The sequence below is a fragment of the Pseudomonas sp. GR 6-02 genome, from assembly GCF_001655615.1.
Lineage (GTDB): Bacteria > Pseudomonadota > Gammaproteobacteria > Pseudomonadales > Pseudomonadaceae > Aquipseudomonas.
The window spans coordinates 3,944,623-3,959,830 of sequence record NZ_CP011567.1 but is presented as its reverse complement, the minus strand read 5'-3'; the positions used below and the strand labels follow the sequence as shown (position 1 = coordinate 3,959,830).

17 protein-coding genes are annotated in these 15,208 nt (G+C 58.4%); 4 read left to right on the top strand and 13 right to left on the bottom strand.

Annotated elements, in window-relative coordinates:
- Positions 1 to 75: 75 nt before the first annotated feature.
- The 9 genes from PGR6_RS17395 to PGR6_RS17355 all read right to left on the bottom strand — a co-directional run bounded on the left by PGR6_RS17395 (position 76) and on the right by PGR6_RS17355 (position 7,859).
- Positions 76 to 840 carry an ABC transporter ATP-binding protein gene (locus tag PGR6_RS17395; protein ID WP_018925636.1) on the bottom strand — a complete coding sequence of 255 codons (765 nt, stop codon included), beginning with the start codon at positions 838 to 840 and terminating at the stop codon, positions 76 to 78.
- Positions 841 to 856: 16 nt separating this feature from the next.
- Positions 857 to 1,567, bottom strand: a complete 711-nt coding sequence (locus PGR6_RS17390) for an ABC transporter permease (RefSeq protein WP_064618600.1) — start codon at positions 1,565 to 1,567, stop codon at positions 857 to 859.
- On the bottom strand, positions 1,564 to 2,292 hold the full coding sequence (locus PGR6_RS17385) for an ABC transporter permease (protein WP_064618596.1): 729 nt from the start codon (positions 2,290 to 2,292) through the stop codon (positions 1,564 to 1,566). Before PGR6_RS17385 ends, PGR6_RS17390 begins: the two co-directional genes overlap by 4 nt.
- A 55-nt stretch (positions 2,293 to 2,347) precedes the next feature.
- Positions 2,348 to 3,130, bottom strand: a complete 783-nt coding sequence (locus PGR6_RS17380) for a transporter substrate-binding domain-containing protein (protein ID WP_064618595.1) — start codon at positions 3,128 to 3,130, stop codon at positions 2,348 to 2,350.
- Between the two features lie 291 nt (positions 3,131 to 3,421).
- A complete protein-coding gene (gene phnE, locus PGR6_RS17375; RefSeq protein WP_064618594.1) occupies positions 3,422 to 4,189 on the bottom strand; it encodes a phosphonate ABC transporter, permease protein PhnE in 768 nt (255 codons plus the stop codon).
- On the bottom strand, positions 4,186 to 5,013 hold the full coding sequence (phnE, locus tag PGR6_RS17370; protein ID WP_018925641.1) for a phosphonate ABC transporter, permease protein PhnE: 828 nt from the start codon (positions 5,011 to 5,013) through the stop codon (positions 4,186 to 4,188). Before phnE (PGR6_RS17370) ends, phnE (PGR6_RS17375) begins: the two co-directional genes overlap by 4 nt.
- Positions 5,007 to 5,804 carry a phosphonate ABC transporter ATP-binding protein gene (locus PGR6_RS17365; RefSeq protein WP_019648578.1) on the bottom strand — a complete coding sequence of 266 codons (798 nt, stop codon included), beginning with the start codon at positions 5,802 to 5,804 and terminating at the stop codon, positions 5,007 to 5,009. Before PGR6_RS17365 ends, phnE (PGR6_RS17370) begins: the two co-directional genes overlap by 7 nt.
- Complete coding sequence (locus PGR6_RS17360) at positions 5,801 to 6,652, bottom strand: putative selenate ABC transporter substrate-binding protein (protein WP_018925643.1); 852 nt, start codon at positions 6,650 to 6,652, stop codon at positions 5,801 to 5,803. The genes PGR6_RS17365 and PGR6_RS17360 overlap by 4 nt, the downstream gene beginning before the upstream one ends.
- Positions 6,653 to 6,917: 265 nt before the next feature.
- Positions 6,918 to 7,859: a LysR family transcriptional regulator gene (locus PGR6_RS17355; RefSeq protein ID WP_018925644.1), complete on the bottom strand. Its 942-nt coding sequence runs from the start codon at positions 7,857 to 7,859 to the stop codon at positions 6,918 to 6,920.
- Positions 7,860 to 7,990: 131 nt separating this feature from the next.
- Here PGR6_RS17355 and PGR6_RS17350 point away from each other — a divergent pair, with 131 nt between their 5' ends.
- On the top strand, positions 7,991 to 8,266 hold the full coding sequence (locus tag PGR6_RS17350; RefSeq protein WP_018925645.1) for a DUF2798 domain-containing protein: 276 nt from the start codon (positions 7,991 to 7,993) through the stop codon (positions 8,264 to 8,266).
- A gap of 151 nt (positions 8,267 to 8,417) precedes the next feature.
- Here PGR6_RS17350 and PGR6_RS17345 read toward each other — a convergent pair whose 3' ends face one another.
- On the bottom strand, positions 8,418 to 9,080 hold the full coding sequence (locus PGR6_RS17345) for an NADPH-dependent F420 reductase (RefSeq protein ID WP_064621306.1): 663 nt from the start codon (positions 9,078 to 9,080) through the stop codon (positions 8,418 to 8,420).
- 101 nt (positions 9,081 to 9,181) lie between these two features.
- Here PGR6_RS17345 and PGR6_RS17340 point away from each other — a divergent pair, with 101 nt between their 5' ends.
- Both PGR6_RS17340 and PGR6_RS29545 read left to right on the top strand, forming a co-directional pair.
- Positions 9,182 to 10,078, top strand: coding sequence for a LysR family transcriptional regulator (locus tag PGR6_RS17340; protein WP_177343094.1), 897 nt, complete (start codon positions 9,182 to 9,184; stop codon positions 10,076 to 10,078).
- A 771-nt stretch (positions 10,079 to 10,849) separates the two neighbouring features.
- Positions 10,850 to 11,185, top strand: a complete 336-nt coding sequence (locus PGR6_RS29545; protein WP_082920879.1) for a c-type cytochrome — start codon at positions 10,850 to 10,852, stop codon at positions 11,183 to 11,185.
- Between the two features lie 469 nt (positions 11,186 to 11,654).
- Here PGR6_RS29545 and PGR6_RS17330 read toward each other — a convergent pair whose 3' ends face one another.
- On the bottom strand, positions 11,655 to 12,425 hold the full coding sequence (locus PGR6_RS17330) for a DeoR/GlpR family DNA-binding transcription regulator (protein ID WP_064618592.1): 771 nt from the start codon (positions 12,423 to 12,425) through the stop codon (positions 11,655 to 11,657).
- Positions 12,426 to 12,689: 264 nt separating this feature from the next.
- Between PGR6_RS17330 and PGR6_RS17325 the strand changes: the two genes are divergently transcribed.
- Positions 12,690 to 13,970 carry a haloacid dehalogenase-like hydrolase gene (locus PGR6_RS17325; RefSeq protein ID WP_018925648.1) on the top strand — a complete coding sequence of 427 codons (1,281 nt, stop codon included), beginning with the start codon at positions 12,690 to 12,692 and terminating at the stop codon, positions 13,968 to 13,970.
- 218 nt (positions 13,971 to 14,188) lie between these two features.
- Here the strand turns inward: PGR6_RS17325 and PGR6_RS17320 are convergent, their stop codons facing one another.
- Positions 14,189 to 14,674: a hypothetical protein gene (locus PGR6_RS17320; protein WP_028940975.1), complete on the bottom strand. Its 486-nt coding sequence runs from the start codon at positions 14,672 to 14,674 to the stop codon at positions 14,189 to 14,191.
- A gap of 211 nt (positions 14,675 to 14,885) precedes the next feature.
- A complete protein-coding gene (locus PGR6_RS17315) occupies positions 14,886 to 15,158 on the bottom strand; it encodes a hypothetical protein (protein ID WP_064618589.1) in 273 nt (90 codons plus the stop codon).
- Between the last annotated feature and the right edge of the window lie 50 nt (positions 15,159 to 15,208).

Here is a 15,208-nt window from a genome sequence, read left to right as displayed (position 1 = left end):
GGCTCAGGGAGGGGTGGACTATCCGGTTGAGCCAGCGCCTTCGAGCAACCCAGCGGTCGCTCGAAGGCGCTCCGGTTACTTCAGGTTGCCGCTGAGGAATTGCTGCAGGCGCTCGCTCTTGGGGTTGCCCAATACGTCCTCGGGCGCACCTTGCTCTTCGACCCGCCCCTGGTGCAGGAACAGCACCTGGTTCGACACTTTTCGCGCAAAGCTCATTTCGTGGGTCACCATGATCATGGTGCGGCCTTCTTCGGCCAGCCCCTGGATCACCTTGAGCACTTCGCCCACCAGTTCCGGGTCCAGGGCTGACGTCGGCTCGTCGAACAGCATGATCTCCGGTTCCATGCTCAGGGCACGGGCAATGGCGACCCGTTGCTGCTGACCACCCGAGAGAAACGCCGGGTATTGATCAGCAACCCGTGCCGGCAAACCTACCTTGTCCAGGTAGCGCCGGGCGCGATCCTCTGCGTCCTTCTTGCTGACACCCAGTACCCGGCGTGGAGCCATGGTGATGTTTTCCAGCACCGTCATGTGGCTCCACAGGTTGAAGTGCTGGAACACCATCGCCAGGCGAGTGCGGATGCGTTGCAGTTCGTTGGCGTCGGCCACGCGCATGCCGTGGCGGTCATGGACCATTCGAATCGGCTGGTTGTCCAGACTCATGGCGCCGTCGTTGGGTGTTTCCAGGAAGTTGATGCAACGCAGAAAGGTGCTCTTGCCCGAACCACTGGCGCCGATCAGGCTGATCACATCGCCGGTCCTGGCGTTCAGCGAAACGCCCTTGAGGACTTCATGGTTGCCGTAACTTTTGTGCAGGTTTTCAACGGTCAGTTTGTACATGAACAAGCATCCTGAATTAGTGAGCCGGGCCGAGGAAAGACAACCAACGGCGTTCAGCCAGGCGGAACAGGCCGACCAGGGAGAACGTGACTGCCAGGTAGATCAACGCGGCGAGGCCGAACGATTGGAAGGTCAGGAAGGTCGCCGAGTTGGCGTCCCGCGCGACTTTCAGGATGTCCGGGATGGTCGCGGTGAAAGCTACGGTGGTCGAGTGCAGCATCAGAATCACTTCGTTGCTGTAGTAAGGCAGCGAGCGACGCAGGGCGGAGGGCATGATCACGTAGGTGTACAGCTTCCAGCCGGTCAGCCCGTAGGCTTTGGCCGCTTCGACTTCACCGTGGTTCATGCTGCGAATCGCCCCGGCGAAGATCTCCGTGGTGTAGGCGCAGGTGTTCAGGGCGAAGGCGAGGATGGTGCAGTTCATCGCGTCGCGAAAGAACGCATCCAGTACTGGCTGAGCCCGCACCGCGGCCAGGCTGTAAATGCCGGTGTAACAGATCAGCAGCTGAATATAGAGCGGTGTACCGCGAAACAGGTAGGTGTAGAACTGCACCGGCCAGCGCACCCAGACATTGCTCGAGACCCGGGCAATCGACAGCGGGATCGACATCACGAAGCCGAAGAAGATCGAAGCACTGAGCAGCCAAAGGGTCATGGCCAGCCCGGTGATGTGATTGCCGTCCTGGAACAGGAAAGGTTTCCAGTATTCCTGCAGTAGCTCGATCATCGCACGGCCTCCCGGGTGCCTGCGGCGTAGAAGATTTCCATCCGGCGCAAGACGTAGTTCGAAACGGTGGTGATCGCCAGATAGATCAAGGCGGCCAGAATCAGGAAGAAGAACAACTGATAGGTGCTCTTGCCCGCGTCCTGGGCCACCTTGACCAGATCGGCCAGGCCGATGATCGACACCAGCGCGGTGGCCTTGAGGATCACCATCCAGTTATTACCGATGCCCGGCAGGGCAAAACGCATCATTTGCGGGAAGACCACCAGGCGGAAGCGCTGGGCGCGGGTCAGGCCGTAGGCGGTAGCCGCTTCCATCTGCCCTCGCGGTACGGCAAGGATGGCGCCACGGAAGGTTTCGGTGAAATAAGCCCCGTAGATGAAGCCCAGGGTAATGACCCCGGCGCTAAAGGGGTTGATCTCGACGTATTCCCATTCCATGAAGTCGGTAAACGAGGACAGCCAGGTTTGCAGGCTGTAGAAGATCAGCAGCATCAGCACCAGGTCCGGCACCCCGCGAATCAGCGTGGTGTAGGCCTGCGCAGGGACGCGCAGCAGTGCCGATTTCGAAAGCTTGGCGCTGGCGCCGATCAGGCCCAGGCCAACGCTCACCAGCAAGCAAAGAAAGGATAATTTGACCGTCATCCAGGAGCCTTGCAGCAACAGCGGGCCGAAACCCTTGAGGCTAAAGTCTGACAGCCCAAGAATCTGCAATAGGTTTTCTAACATTGAGCAGCCCTACGTCAATCAAAGAAGAGCCCATCCGGAAATGGGCGCAGGGTCATTATTTGTCGCTGTAGAGATTCAGATCGCCAAAGTGCTTCTGCTGGACGGCCGCATAGGTGCCATTGTCGTGCAGTGCCTTGATACCTTTGTTCAGCAAGGCCTGGAGCTCGACGTTGCCTTTGGCGAGACCCACGGCGGTCTTGGCTGGAAGGAGGGGATTTTCGACCGGCTCGCTGACTTGGAAGTCGGCGCCTGGTGGCGACTTCAGGAAGCCCAGTTCGGCTTGCAGCATGTCCTGGATCGAGGCATCGAGGCGTCCGGAGATCAAGTCGGCGTACACCTGGTCCTGGTTGGCGTAGGCCTGGGTCTCTACCCCGGCCTTGTCCAGCACGGCCTTGGCGTAGGCTTCCTGGATGGAGCCTTGCTCGTAGCCGATTTTCTTGCCCTTGAGGGAGGCCGGATCGATGCCGATGGCCGCGCCTTTCTTGAATACCAGCGCGGTCGGGCCAGAGAACAGCTCGTTCGAGAAATCGATGACTTTCTCACGCGCCGGCGTGACGGTCATGGAAGAGATCACGCCATCGAACTTGTTGGCCTTGAGGCCGGGAATCATGCCGTCGAAGTCGCTTTCAACCCACTTGCACTTGACCTTCAGCTCCGCGCAGATCGCGTTGCCCAGGTCGATATCGAAGCCCACCAAGCCGCCGTCGGCGGCCTTGGATTCGAACGGCGCATATGAGGGGTCGACGCCAAAGCGCAACTCCTTGTACTCCTTGGCCAGCGCAGAACCGGCAGCTATACACAAAGCCAATGCAGAAAGAGTGAGAAATGCTTTTTTCATTATTTTATTCCCAGGGACCATCGAAAGCGCTTGTGCCGCAAGAGCGCGTGTACTGCGCTGCGAAATGTCCTATGCACACGCAAGTACTTGTACAGACAAGCATATGCAATCACCCGGCCAATTCGCCGATTGGGCGTTTGAGAAAGCGCGTGCAGCGCTCTGGGATGGGCTTGGCAGGCAGGTGAACGCTGGGGAGAGGTAGCCTGCGAGGCTGTTACCTAAGCAGGCTTTTACACTCGGCTGGGGTATGCGGTAACAAAGTGTGGGGTTAAGGGCGCTGACTTTCCTGGCTCAAGCCTTGACCCAACGCTGACGGCTCCAGCTACTCAATGTATCGACGGCCAAGACCAATAACAGCATCGCCAGAATAACCGTGCTGGCTTGAGCTTCCTGGAACAGGCTGAGGCTGACATAGAGCATTTGCCCCAAACCACCGGCGCCGACGAAGCCGAGCACACTGGCCATGCGGATGTTGTTTTCCCAGCGGTACAGGACGTAGGCCAGTAGCTGTGGCAACAGGTTGGGCAGGGTGCCGTAACAGAAAGCCCATACGGCATTGGCGCCCTGCAAACGGATCGCGTCGGCCGGTTCCGGAGGGGTGTTTTCCAGTGCTTCGGCGAACAACCGGCCGAGCACGCCGGTGGTGTGCAGGGCCAGGGCCAGGGTGCCGGCGTTGGGGCCGAGCCCGGCGGCCAGGACCATCAGTGCGGCCCATACCAGTTCCGGCACCGCGCGCAAGGCGTTGAGCACCAGGCGTGACGCGCTCTGCAAAGGCCAGCCGTAGCGCCCGGCTGCGGGCAATGCCAATAACAGGCCGAACACCGCCGCGAGCAGGGTGCCCAGGGCCGACATGGCCAGGGTTTCCAGGGCGCCGTGGCCGATGGCTTGTAGATGGCCCGAGCTCAGGTCCGGGCTGAGAAAACGCTGCGCATACGCGCCCATCTGCTTCAGGTTGCCGGCGCCGCCGAGCTCGCCGAGGTCGATGCCCAGGTAGTTGAACGAGGCGATGACCGCTGCGCCGATGCACAGGAGCAGTGCCAGGTTGAACAGGCGATTCATGTCAGCCTCCAGCGCAGCAGACGGCTGAGTTGATCGGCGAGCAGCACCAGGACGAGGAACGTCAATAACAGACTGGCCACTTCACCGCCGGCGAACATGCGCAACGACAAATCCATTTGCTGGCCCAGGCCGCCGGCACCGACGAAGCCCATCACCACTGAGGCGCGGATTGCGCATTCCCAGCGGTACACCGTGTACGACAGCAGTTCCGCAGCGACATTGGGCAGGATTCCGTAGCAAAAGGCGGCGAGCCGACCACTGCCGGACTGCAGTAGCGCGTGTACCGGGCGCTGGTCGACCGACTCGAAAATTTCCGCATAGACCTTGCCCAACATGCCGCTGTAGGTGATGGCAATGGCCAGTACCCCGGCTGTCGGGCCGAGGCCGACGGCGCGCACGAACAGCAGGGCCCAGACAATTTCTGGCACGCTGCGCAGGAAGATCAGCAAGCCGCGTATGGGCCAACGCAGCAGTTGGCCCCAATAGCTCGGGTGGCCAGCGCGGGAGGCAGCAGACAGCGACAGGGCACGACTGGCGAGCAGGCCGGCGGGAACAGCCAACAGCAACGCCAGGGCCATGCCGGCCGTGGCGATGGCCAGGGTCTGCAGGGTGGCTTGCAACAACAGCTGGATGAACTCGTCGCCATGGGCCGGTGGCCAGAAGGCGGACACGAACCGGCCCATCTCGCTCTGACTGTCACTCGCCACCAGCACACGGAGGTCCAACTCGCTGAAGCGGATGCCGGGCCACAGCAAGGCAAGGGCCAGCAGGGTGAGCAGCAGACGGGGCAGGGCGGCCGGATCGCGGGTGTCAGACGTCAGCATCGGGGGATCTGCACACTCAAGGGAGCCGGAGGAATCGGCGAGGACTGCAACTGCTCATTGGCGTAGAGCTTGTCGAGCAGCTCGCGATCGACGGCGCTGGCCGCAAGGTCGAACAGGATCTGTCCATCACGCAAGCCGATGATGCGCGAAAAGTGCGCCAGGGCCAGCTCCACCGCGTGCAGGCTGGCGACCAGGGTGACGTTCTGCTCCCGGGCATGGCGGCACAGCACCGAAAGCGTGTGCTGGGCCAACACCGGGTCCATGGCCGATACCGGCTCATCGGCCAGCAACACCTCGGGCGCTTGATATAACACGCGGGCAATGCCCACGCGCTGTAGCTGTCCGCCGGACAGTTGCTGGCAATGCGCGAACAACTTGTCACTCAGGTCCAGCCTGGCCAATGCCGCGCGTGCGCCCGGAACATCCAGCGGATGCAGCAGGTTCAGCAGGCTCTTGCCCAGACCCCACTGACCCAGCTTGCCGGCCAGAACTGCGGTGACCACGCGCTGGCGCGGGGGCAGGGGAGGCGCCTGATGAATCAGACCGATGCGCGCGCGCAGCCGCTGACGCTGACGGGCAGAAAGCTGCCAGACACGCTCGCCGAGCACCTGCAGCTCGCCGTTGCCCGGTCGCAGGGCGGTGGCCAGCAGGTTGAGCAGGCTCGACTTACCCGCGCCGGAAGGGCCGATGATCGCGACCTGTTCGCGTGCACCGATGTGCAGATCCACGCCACGCAGCGCCTGGACACCGTTGGCGTGGGTAAGGCTGACCTGGGTCAGATGCAATGTCATTTGAGCAGTTCGGCGGCGCGTGCGGCTTCCTCGATGCCCTTGTAGTTCTCAGGCTTGGTTTCGATGAAGCGGCTGGCGGCCTGCAGGTCCAGAATCTCCTTGTCCCTCGGGTTCGCCGGATCGAGCGCCAGGAACGCAGCCTTTATCTTGGCCGCCAGCGCCGGGTCGAGGGTTCCGCGCACCGTCCAGTTGTAGTCGAAGTACGCAGGGGTGGTCGAAAACACTTTGACCTTGGTGGTATCGACCTTGCCGGCGGCGACCAGTTTTTCCCACACGCTGGCGTTGAGCACTCCGGCGTCGACCTTGCCAGCCTGGACCCAGGCAACGGTGGCGTCATGGGCGCCGGAGTAGCCGACGCGACTGAAGTAGGTCTCCGGCTTGATGCCTTCCTTGAGCATGAAATAGCGCGGCATCAGACTGCCGGAAGTGGAGGACACTGAGCCGAAGGCAAAGGTCTTGCCCTTGAGATCGGCTAGGGACTTGACGGCAGGGTCGGCGGTGATGAATTTGCTGGTGAATTGGGCGTCCTGTTCGCGCTGCACCAGCGGGATGGCATTGCCGGTTTTCAAGCGTGCCTGCACGAACGTGAAACCGCCCAGCCAGGCCAGATCGATGCGATCGGTAGCCAGTGCCTCGACCACCGCCGGATAGTCGCTTACAGGTACGAACTCGACCTTCATGCCCAATTGTTGTTCCAGATAGGCGCCAAGCGGCTTGAACTTGCGCAGCAGCTCGGTCGGGGCTTCATCGGGAATCGCGCTGACTTTCAGGGTCTCGGCGGCTTGCGCCAGCAGGGTGCAAAAAGACAAGGACAAGCCGACGGCCAGTGCCAGGGTACGCTTGAGCATGGAAGATCTCCGGTGCATTTACGGAAGAATGTCGAGGCGCCTGGCACAAGGTGATTGCTGCGTGGCGCTTTGTGAGGGTAGCCGAAATGGAGCGAAATTGACTGCTTTTGGGCTATTGCGGTTTATTGCGAAGGGCGGCATACGACCCGAAGCTGCCCGTTGAATCAGGCTGCAATCGGCCGCAGTCACCGGCAAGCAGCAGTTCGTAACTGTTATCCGATGCAAAGTTTGGCCATTGAATTTATAAAGGCGGCAAAGCACCGTATCAGGACGCCGTAAAGGTATTTTCCATCGGCCAGCGCATTTCCAGATGTTCAGTCAAATAATTCATAAAAGCTTTGACCTTGGGTGTGATGGCGGCGCGTTCCTGGACGCATACATAAATATCGAGCGGTTCAGCGTAGGCATAAGTTGAAGCGTGGCGATGTTCAAACAGAGGAACGAGTTGGCCACTTTCGATAAAGGGCGCCGCCACGAACTCCGCCAAACGGGTTATTCCCGCGCCACGGACGGCCATTTGGGCTAGAGCGTCAACATCGTCGCTGATTGCGGTCGCATTGAGAGTAGCGTCGTAACGTTGCCCATCCCGGATAAAACCCCAACGTAGAAAGCGTCCGTCTAGCGGGTAGCGAAACGGTAGACAGGCATGGTGCTGGAGTTCTTCAGGATCGCGTGGCCAGCCGGCTCGTTCCAAATAGATGGGTGACGCGCAGATGATAAAAGGGACTGAAACGATCTTGCGAGCGACGATCCCCTCTTCTAGTTGTGGTTTTATCCGCAGGCTCAGATCAATGCCTTCTTGAATATGATTAATTTTGCGATCTGTGGTTGAGAGTTCAAGTATCAGGCGTGGGTAACGTGCAGCGAAGCCGGCGATTAGTGGCGCCAACACATGCCGCCCGAAAGCGGAGGTAGAAGCGATGCACAGTCGCCCTTGGAGTTGAGTCTGCGCGCTGGTGATCGCGCTTTGCGCCGATTCGAGATCACGCGCTATACGTTTCACTTTTTCGTAGTACACCATGCCGCTTTCGGTTAACGCCATGCTACGCGTGGTGCGCTGGAGAAGGCGCGTACCCAGGTGGGTTTCCAAGCGATTTAGGGTCTGGCTAATGGCTGCCGCACTGACGCCCAGGGTTTTGGCCGCGCCCACGATGGAGCCCGCTTCAACCACTTTGATAAAGCTAGCAATCGCCCCTAACAGGTTCATCTTTGTTCCAGCGAGAAGAGTCATTCATAAGATTTTGTTTATAAAGCAACCACTGCTAGCCGTCTAGTTGCTAATTTTTGATCTTGCTATGGTGTTCATCACCTACCACTCGAAGATCAAAAAGGTCTGATATGAATCCAAAAACATCCTCTAAAGCTCTATTTTTCAACCAACGCAAGCTCTCGGTTCGCGCTACGCCTTATGTTTTCGCACTGTATATGGCCACCATCATGGCGCTCTTGATGTCATTCGTGATCACCGCGGCAAATTCCGGTATTGAGAATGATTACCTAAGTAATGCGCTGCACGCCTATAAATTGGCCATGCCAGTGGCATTCCTGTGCATACTCGTCGTTCGCCCCATTGTGCTCAAACTGGTGTCTTTGACTGTACACCCACATCGTTAAGGGCGGCCGCTTGCGGCCCAATTGACGGGGCGTTGTGGACAACCCTATTGGGTCGACTGTTGCCGGCCGCCATAGGTCGGAGTCGACCTAAAGCTGACACTGTCCGCAGTCAGCTTCGAGTCTTCTCTCGATCCAGCAGGTTGTGGGCTATTCAGCGACGCCACGATCCCTCGGGCAATTCGACCTGCCGATGGGCCGCAGCCAAGGCAACCTTCAGCCCCTCTTTATCCAGCGGTATGCAGTAGGCGGGTTTAGCCCGTTCGAATCGCCAGCTTTCATCAAGACTGCCCGCATCTACCGCGTCGAATCCAATCTCGTCCAGTAACTTGATCACCAGCGCTTTCGCCGCCGGATCATCCGCCGCGATCGGCAGTGCGCGTCGGTCGGGCGCTGCTTTCGGGCGCGCGTCCTGCACCAGGTCCTGGGCGAGGATTGCATTGAACGCCTTGACCACGCTGGAGTGGGGCAGGTGCTCGGCGAGCAAGCGGCTGGTGGTGGTTTCGAATCGGTCGAGAGCGGCAATGTGACCGTCGCGTTCCGGGTAGTAGTTATTGGCATCCAGCACGGTTTTGCCCTCTAGCCACTTGGCTGGCACGCTTCGGTAATGCTCAAGAGGAATTGCCACGAGTACAACTTCGCCAAATTGTGCTGCGTCCTCGATAGTGCCGACCTGACTGCCAGGAATGCCACTGCGCACGCTGCTCATGGTCTGTGGCCCACGTGAATTGCTGAGCATCGCCTCGTGTCCCGCGGCGATGACCAATTGCGCCACTGCACGTCCGATGAAGCCTGCCCCAATAATGCCGATACGCATGTCCTTGCTCCGCTGGTTAAGTAAGAAGAAACCATGATGATTGCCAACCAACAGCAGATAAATAATCATCGGCTACTTAGTCTCGTTACCAGGAGTGTTGAATGATGGACCGTCTGACGAGCATGGGAGCGTTTGTGATGGCGGCGGAATCCGGCTCCTATGCCAGTGCTGCCGAGCGATTGGGCCTGTCGGCGCAGATGGTGGCCAAGCATGTTGCCGCGCTTGAGCAGAGGCTAGGTGCGCGGCTGCTGAACCGGACCACCCGACGCCAGAGCCTGACTGAGTTGGGCAGCGCTTACTACGAACGCTGTAAGCACATTTTGAGCGAGGCTCAGGCAGCCGACTCCCTGGCGCAGATCATGAACGACACCCCGCGCGGCAAACTGAAAATCAGCGCTCCCGTCACGTTCGGTTCCTATAGCCTCATGCCTTTTGTGACGGAGTTTTTGCGTCAACACCCGGAAGTCGAAATCGATCTGCATTTGACCGATCGCTTCGTCGATCTGGTGGAGGAGGGTTATGAAGTGACTTTCAGAATTGGCCCGTTGACCGCGTCCAGTTTGACCGCCAGGCCGTTGGCACCTTATCGGTTGGTAGCCTGTGCGGCACCGAGCTACCTGACCGACCGCGGAGTGCCGCAAATACCGGATGATCTGAAGAACCATGAGTGTCTGGGGTATGCCTATTGGTCCCGGCCGGCCGACCGCGAATGGGTATTCTGCAAAGGCTCCGCAGTTGAACGGGTACAAGTCGTCAGTCGATTGCAGGTCAACGAGAGCAAAGCACTGCTGTCGGCAGCGCTGGACGGGTTCGGGATTGTCCTTGGTCCCGAAGACTTTCTTGAGCCCGCGTTGCGCAGCGGTGAGTTGGTTCCACTGTTAGCTGATTACGAAGCACCGAGCCGACAAATGCATTTGCTCTACACGGCCAATCGTCAGAGAACTGCCAAACTCCGACGATTTATCGAGGCTGCGCTCGTCCGCTTTGGTGCTCCTTGAGCAAGCTTTTGAGTTGTCTCAGCCGCATTGAATTGTGATTGATCGCGGTCGCAGGCTACTGCTTCATTGACTGGCTGCTGTTGGGCCGATTGTTGCCTGTCGCCAAGGGCAGTAAACGACCGATTCTGTTGAAAAAGTCGGTCTGCCCAAACTGCCTGATCATTGACTGGTGAAAACACCTTTTTTGCACGCTGCTACGTGAAATCTGAGTCTGGAAGCCACTGCAAAAAGTAAAGATTTCAATCTCGGACGCGTACTTTTCTGATACGCAAACCGTGGCCGACTTCTTCAACAGAATCGGCCAGAAGCAGTCAATCGCTAAAACTCCAGCGCCCCAAATGGGCCGCTTTTTCTGCATATCTGCACGATTGGATAGCTAAGCGGCGCGTACTCGCGCCGAATACCTAAAATCCTTTAATCGCCTCACATCATGAACAAGACACGGAGAGCCCTATGGAGCAGCGCAAACACATTTGCGGCACAGACGAGATCAGAGTTCACGTTAAGGACGGTAGCGAGCTTAAGTACTGGGCACAAAAAAATTGTGGATTCCAAGAATGAGATAAGATCAGCCGTCAAGGAGGCTGGCGAGTCGCTTACCGCAGTCCAGCGGCGGATCAAGCTGATCCAGCACGCATGAGAAAGCAGTCCGGCCCAGTGTCGGGATTCGCTACCTGAAGTCCTCTCGCCCATCGCCATTCGCCTCCTGCTACGCTCTCACTTAGCGCCCCTAAGCAGCTCACGGCATCGTTGGGTCGCCAGGAGCCTAAAATGAAATGCGCATTTCTGACGTTCATAACCCTACTCACCTGCTCATCGGCAATAGCATCACCGCCAGATGGAGAAACACTTTTTCAAGATAACTGCGTTGTTTGTCACGGGCCTCGAGGCACGGGAGAATCGGCACCTAAGCTGGCCGGAGATTCCAGTGAATGGAAATCAAAAGTATTTGAGCGAGCAGTGCTGAGCGGTATCGACGACCATGGGAAGCCTCTGAAGGCGCCAATGCCGCATTGGGCTAGCGCTAGCTTCAAATCTGACAGCGGTGTAAAGCCAAGCAAACTTGAAATTGATGCAATTCAGAAATACCTGCATCAGCAAAAGTAGTGTGTTTGCTTCGACCGAATGCTTTCGTTTCGGCGACATGCTTTTCACGCAGTGCTCACATAATGGAGCGCAGATTACCCCTGCTCCTTTGAAAAATTCCCATTTGGCCCGCCCGCATGCGGGCCATTTTTTTTGGCTGCTACGCGTTCCTGATTCAAAGGAGAAGTGGCCATACCTGACGTCTATGTTTCGAATCTTCGGCAGCTTCATCGACGCTGAGCAGAAAGGTGGTTAGCATCCCACAAACCTAAACGCGCCAAAGGCATCTAGCAGTACGGATGGAGCTGGCGGCCAGATCTAGGCTGCGGGCTATCGTAAGAAGTCATTTAGCACTGTTAGCATTGGCGGCTACGTTAGGTCGGGAGGCTGTTATGGAGGGCTCCGGAGTCGCGTCGTGCAAGATCTACCCGGTTGCGCCGCACTGGAGCATCACGCTGCGTCAATGCCTGTTGCAACCGCCGAGCCACTGCTACACCAGGACAATACGTTTGAGCTTGGCGTTCAGTGCGGCGAACGCCGCTTCGGTACTGGCCTTGTGGTTGGTGATGAGCACGTCGATGCGTTCTGGCGGGCAGAAAGCGACGCGGCTCTCCACGCCGATCTTGCTGTAGTCGGCGAGGATGACCACGCCTTCGGCATTGTCGGCCATGGCGCGCGCCACTTCGGCTTCGCGGTGGTCGTAGTTGCTGGCACCGCGCTGGGCGTCGATGCCGACGGGCGATAACAGCGCGAGGTCGGCCCGATAGCGGCCAATTTCCGCCACCGTGGTGCCGCCAACCGTAGCGGGAGCACGGTCGCCGAGCGAACCGCCCAGTACGATCACCTCGTTGTACTGGCCGCCTGGCACAGCGGGATTACGCAATTGCAACGCCACGTTGAACGAGTTGGTGATCACGGTCAGCCCTCCCAGCTTGGCCAGCTCTTCGGCGAGGATGACGGTGGTGGTGCCCGCGTCGATAAACACAGTCTGTCCGTGCGACAGCAGACTGACCGCTGCGCGCGCGAGGTCACGTTTGAATTTGACGTTGATGTTCGCCCGCTCGGCGATGGGCGCTTCGTCTTCAACGCGGATGGCGCCGCCGTGTATCCGCTTCAACTCCCCCTGTTCTTCCAGAGCGACCAGGTCGCGTCGCACCGTCTCGCGTGAAACGTTCAGCTCCGTGACGATGCGGTCGGTGGTGACGCGCTGCAAAGTCGATAGTAGTGCGCGGATCCGCTGGTAACGCTCTTCTTGCCACATACCGGGTGTCCCTGCTGTTCGAGTCGCTGTCCGAGCACGCATTGTGGAGAGGCGTCAGTCGCTGTCAAGTTTGGCGCGGCCTCGTGATCATTGGGTTGGCGCAGCCTGCGCGTCATGTTTGTGTGATATTGAGGCATTATTGTTTTTTTGTGTATTTGGAGCTAGCCTCGTGGCCGGACGGTTTCTTCCCCTCGTCCGCATTTCGAAACACGCTTTCGCCATCGCCTCGGTTGTAACCTCTCATTTAGAAGTAGGAGCTATGCCATGCAGCGTCGCCAGTTTCTGAACACCCTCGCCACCGTTTCCGTTGTCAGTCCGCTGTTGTTGTCATCCCGCATAACGCAAGCCGCCACGCCCCCGGCCACACCAAGTGCGCTGGACCCGGCGCGCTGGTCGCCGCTCAACCAAAAGCGTCTGCAGGCGGTGATCGATGAGCACGGCGTCAAGAGCGCGTCCTACCGCCCTGACCAGCGCCCGTACGCGGTGTTCGACTGGGACAACACCTGCATCATGAACGACTGTGAAGAAGCGCTGCTGGTCTACCAGATCAATCATCTGCAGTACAAGCTGACGCCCGATGAGTTCGCTGAGGTGGTGCGTCAGGACGTGCCGAACGGCGCGTTCATGAAGGACTACACCACGGTGGACGGCAAGCCGGTCAAGATGGAAGACATCGCCAGCGACGTAGAAGCGGATTACCGCTGGTTGCACGCCAACTACAAGGGGCTCGCCGGCGACAAGAGCCTGGAAGAGATTCAGGCCAGCGAGCAGTACAAGGATTTTCTCGCCAAGCTCTACTTTATGTACGACGCGATCTGCGACAGTTACCCGGTGGAGATCGGCTATAAGTGGATTCTGTATTTCTACAAGAACATGACCACGGCTGAGTTGCAGGCGATGGCCGAGGCTTCCAACAACTACGCCATCGGCGACGCACTGCGCAAGGTCAAGTACGAGAGCTCACGCACGTTGCCGGGCAAGGCCGGGGTGGTGGCGGATACGCACTTTCATGGCATCCGCATCCATGAGGAAATCCGCGGCCTGATGCACACGCTGCGCGCCAACGGCATCGACGTCTATGTCAGCACCGCCTCGATCGACGATGTGGTACGCGTGTTCGCGGGCAATCCTCATTACGGATACGACGTTCCGCCTGAGAACGTGATCGGCCTGCGCATGGCGATGGAAGGCGGCAAGTACACCACTCGCTATCAGCCGGACTGGCACTTCAACTACGGGCCGGGCAAGACCGTTGGCATCAAGAACGTGCTGGTTAAACAGAAGGGCTATGGCCCGGTGTTGGTGGCTGGCGACAGCGATGGCGATGCCTGGATGCTGCGCGACTTCAACGATACGGCGGTGGGGGTGATCGTCAACCGCATGAAGAAGGGCGAGATCGGCGCCGACAGCCAGCAGGCCGCTACCCAATTGGGCACCCCGAACGCCCGCTTCATCCTGCAGGGGCGCAACGAGCACACTGGCCTGATGATTCCAGACGAGAAATCGCTCAAGTACGGTAAAGATGAGCTTAAGCTGCTGGCTTGATGGCACTGGCTCGCGGGTGGCCGGCGGCCATCCGCGAGCCGCAGTGCAACTCGCCTTGTACCTGCGGGAATGATGATTCTGCGCCGGAAAGTCGTTACCGCTACCGGCCCGAGTGAGTCAGTCGTATCGAGTCAAAATTGTGAGTGGCCCTGGATTTACGAGGCGCGCCCCACAGACCGTTTTTGGCCGTTTTCTACCTGTCACGACCCGCGGTAAATTTAAGTATGAATAATTTTTTCGGGGCTCTCCAGGGCTGCAAGGAAGTCGTGTTCACCCTCAGCTCCCCACCATGGGATAGATATAACGCCGCCGAGGTCTCTTAGCTGCCGCAGTAGCTCCAACAATGAGTAGATCTGATCTTGTCCCCACTGAGCCCCCATCCGATAGTCCAATGTGAGGCTATTAGTGAAAACGTAAACACCAAGGTCAGGTATTTGACCCCGGGTGCCGTACAGCCCACCGAGAACGACGTGGAATGCCTCTGCTGCTCCTGAGCTTACAAGCAAAGCATCCTGAGGGCCGGAGAATGGCTTCCCACTTTGGGATGCTTTGATCCAAAGGTAGCCGCCGTCAACAGTGACATTTTTCGCGCCATGATCGAACAGATATTGAAATGCCTGCGGTACAAACGACGAATCTGAATACGTCACCACAACCTCAGGGAGCGATCCATCGTTAGTTGCAAAGTATTCGGAAAAATTCACGTGGCGTGCCTATCGTTTGCAAGGGACGGGGCATTTCCGATGAGCCGATGCCCCCTAGATGATTGTGAGGTGTTGGCCAAGGTTGAGCCAATCTGTCGTTATTAACCCAACTGAAAACTGATTGCGAGCGGATGGTCAATGCTTTGGGCGGGAAGGGATGGTTCTGAGGGGTAGCTTTCGATCCGAAACGGACACAGACGGGGCATTCCGATTAGCTGAATTGACGCTCATACAGAGTGACCTGCTGAGGAAACAGCTCACCATAGAGAGGATATGGAATACCGAAAATGTTCACTTCGATGCAAGGCGACGGGAACTCTTTGGAGTAATCCAGGATGGCCAGACCCTCACATGTAATTACCAAACCCGCTTCTGTCTGAACAGAAAGATCCAGAACGGTCTGATCGTGGTGGTTCGTTGAGCACTCGTTCTGGATAGCAGCGTACCCATCGGCAGGTTCGAATTGGCCTGAAGCAACGCCCATGGGGGGATCTCCGTAATCGAGCGCCGAGTAGCCCACCAAAACCAACCCGC

Coding starts and splice junctions, on each gene's coding strand:
- phnE (WP_018925641.1), bottom strand. CDS start 5,013: ATGCTGACGTCTGACACCCGCGATCCGGCCGCCCTGCCCCGTCTGCTG.
- PGR6_RS29545 (WP_082920879.1), top strand. CDS start 10,850: ATGAAATGCGCATTTCTGACGTTCATAACCCTACTCACCTGCTCATCG.
- PGR6_RS17390 (WP_064618600.1), bottom strand. CDS start 1,567: ATGATCGAGCTACTGCAGGAATACTGGAAACCTTTCCTGTTCCAGGAC.
- PGR6_RS17340 (WP_177343094.1), top strand. CDS start 9,182: ATGATGGACCGTCTGACGAGCATGGGAGCGTTTGTGATGGCGGCGGAA.
- PGR6_RS17365 (WP_019648578.1), bottom strand. CDS start 5,804: ATGACATTGCATCTGACCCAGGTCAGCCTTACCCACGCCAACGGTGTC.
- phnE (WP_064618594.1), bottom strand. CDS start 4,189: ATGAATCGCCTGTTCAACCTGGCACTGCTCCTGTGCATCGGCGCAGCG.
- PGR6_RS17330 (WP_064618592.1), bottom strand. CDS start 12,425: ATGTGGCAAGAAGAGCGTTACCAGCGGATCCGCGCACTACTATCGACT.
- PGR6_RS17395 (WP_018925636.1), bottom strand. CDS start 840: ATGTACAAACTGACCGTTGAAAACCTGCACAAAAGTTACGGCAACCAT.
- PGR6_RS17345 (WP_064621306.1), bottom strand. CDS start 9,080: ATGCGTATCGGCATTATTGGGGCAGGCTTCATCGGACGTGCAGTGGCG.
- PGR6_RS17350 (WP_018925645.1), top strand. CDS start 7,991: ATGAATCCAAAAACATCCTCTAAAGCTCTATTTTTCAACCAACGCAAG.
- PGR6_RS17315 (WP_064618589.1), bottom strand. CDS start 15,158: ATGGGCGTTGCTTCAGGCCAATTCGAACCTGCCGATGGGTACGCTGCT.
- PGR6_RS17385 (WP_064618596.1), bottom strand. CDS start 2,292: ATGTTAGAAAACCTATTGCAGATTCTTGGGCTGTCAGACTTTAGCCTC.
- PGR6_RS17355 (WP_018925644.1), bottom strand. CDS start 7,859: ATGAACCTGTTAGGGGCGATTGCTAGCTTTATCAAAGTGGTTGAAGCG.
- PGR6_RS17360 (WP_018925643.1), bottom strand. CDS start 6,652: ATGCTCAAGCGTACCCTGGCACTGGCCGTCGGCTTGTCCTTGTCTTTT.
- PGR6_RS17325 (WP_018925648.1), top strand. CDS start 12,690: ATGCAGCGTCGCCAGTTTCTGAACACCCTCGCCACCGTTTCCGTTGTC.
- PGR6_RS17380 (WP_064618595.1), bottom strand. CDS start 3,130: ATGAAAAAAGCATTTCTCACTCTTTCTGCATTGGCTTTGTGTATAGCT.